The sequence below is a fragment of the Streptomyces sp. NPDC002690 genome (assembly GCF_053592415.1).
The window spans coordinates 1-2,022 of record NZ_JBSFVR010000665.1 but is presented as its reverse complement, the minus strand read 5'-3'; the positions used below and the strand labels follow the sequence as shown (position 1 = coordinate 2,022).

Annotated in this window: 1 protein-coding gene; it reads left to right on the top strand. The window is 75.6% G+C overall.

Features of this window, described 5'->3' with window-relative positions; all coding sequences use genetic code 11:
- Window positions 1-2,022 (top strand): type I polyketide synthase (locus tag ACWD3D_RS36480; protein WP_451464945.1); only part of this gene is annotated, 2,022 nt, incomplete at both ends.

Sequence of the window (2,022 nt, the reverse complement as noted above, 5' to 3'; positions counted from 1 at the left end):
GCTACCTCGACGCGCTCGCCGCCCACCGGCGGGCCGCCGGCCGGCCCGCCCTCGCGCTGGCCTGGGGCCTGTGGGCCGGCACCGGCATGGGCGCCGGACTGGACACCGCCGCGATCGCCCGGATCGCCCGGTCCGGCTTCGCGCCGCTGACGGCCCGGGAGAACCTTGCTCTGCTCGACCTCGCCCTGACCGGGGCACCCGCCGCCACGGTCCCGATCCGCGTCGACACCCGCGCGCTGCGCAGCCGCACCGACGGCGTCCCCGCCCTGTTGCGCCCGCTGGTCGCCGGCCGGGTGCCGAGCCGCACGTCCGCGTTCGCCGGAGAAGAGCGTGCGACGGGTGCCCGGGCCGGTTCGGCCACCGCCGCCGCGCTGTCGGTACTCCCCGCCGACGAGCGCGCCGAACGCCTGCTCGACCTGGTTCGCGCGCAGGCCGCGACCGTCCTGGGCCATGACGGACCCGAGGCGGTGTCGCGCTCCCGCACCTTCGGCGAGATCGGGTTCGACTCGTTGTCGGCCGTCGACCTGCGCAATCGGCTGGCCACCGCGACCGGGCTCACCCTGCCCGCCACTCTCACCTTCGACTTCCCCACCCCGGACGCCCTGGTCAGGTTCCTGGCCCAGTCCCTGGAGGGCTCGGCCGTCCAGCAGCCCGCCGTGACGCGGCCGACCGCGGCGAAGGCCGACACCTCCGAAGACCCGGTCGTCATCGTCGGCATGGCCTGCCGCTACCCGGGCGACGTCACCTCCCCGGAAGACCTGTGGGAGCTGGTCGCCGCCGGCCGCGACGTCGTCGGACCGTTCCCCGCCGACCGCGGCTGGCCCGAGGACCTGTACGACCCCGAGGGCGCGCGCACCGCCACCAGCGTCACCCGCGAAGGTGGTTTCCTTTACGACGCCGCCGAGTTCGACGCGGAGTTCTTCGGGATCAGCCCGCGTGAGGCCCGGGCCATGGACCCGCAGCAGAGGCTGCTGCTGGAGGTCGCCTGGGAGACGTTGGAACGCGCGGGGATCGACCCGCACGCGCTGCGCGGCAGCGACACCGGCGTCTACGCCGGCGTGATGTACCACGACTGGGGTCTGCGACTGGGGCCGCTGCCCGAGGAGGTCGCCGGCCACATCGGCAGCGGCAGCCTGGCCAGTGTCGTCTCCGGCCGCGTCGCCTACACCCTCGGCCTGCAGGGCCCGGCCATCACCGTCGACACCGCCTGCTCCTCCTCGCTGGTGGCCCTGCACCTGGCCGCGCAGGCGCTGCGCTCCGGCGAGACCTCGCTCGCGCTGGTCGGCGGCGTGACCGTGATGTCCACCCCGGACACCTTCGTCGACATGTCCCGCCAGGGCGGCCAGGCCCCGGACGGCCGCTGCAAGTCCTTCGGCGCCGCCGCCGACGGTACCGGCTGGTCCGAGGGTGCCGGACTGCTGCTGCTGGAGCGGCTGTCCGACGCGCGGCGCAACGGCCACCGCGTCCTCGCGGTGGTGCGCGGCAGCGCGGTGAACCAGGACGGCGCGTCGAACGGCCTGACCGCGCCGAACGGCCCGGCGCAGCAACGGGTGATCCGCGCCGCGCTGGCCGCCGCCGGACTGCAGCCGCACGAGGTCGACGCGGTCGAGGGCCACGGCACCGGCACCAAGCTCGGCGACCCGATCGAGGCGCAGGCGCTGATCGCCGTCTACGGTGGCGACCGCACCGCCGCGGACCCGCTGCTGCTGGGCTCGATCAAGTCGAACCTCGGGCACGCCCAGGCCGCGGCCGGCGTCGCCGGGATCATCAAGACCGTGCTGGCGATGCGTCACGGCGTGGTCCCCGCCTCCCTGCACTCCGCCGAACGTTCCGCCCAGGTGGACTGGTCGCAGGGCGGGGTCGAGGTCGTCACCGAGGCACAGCCCTGGCCCGAGCGGGGCCGCCGCCGCAGGGCGGCGGTGTCCTCGTTCGGTATCAGCGGGACCAACGCGCACGTCATCCTCGAGCAGGCGCCCGAGGCCCCGGCGGGGCTCCCGGACGCCGCGACCGCCGGAGGGGACG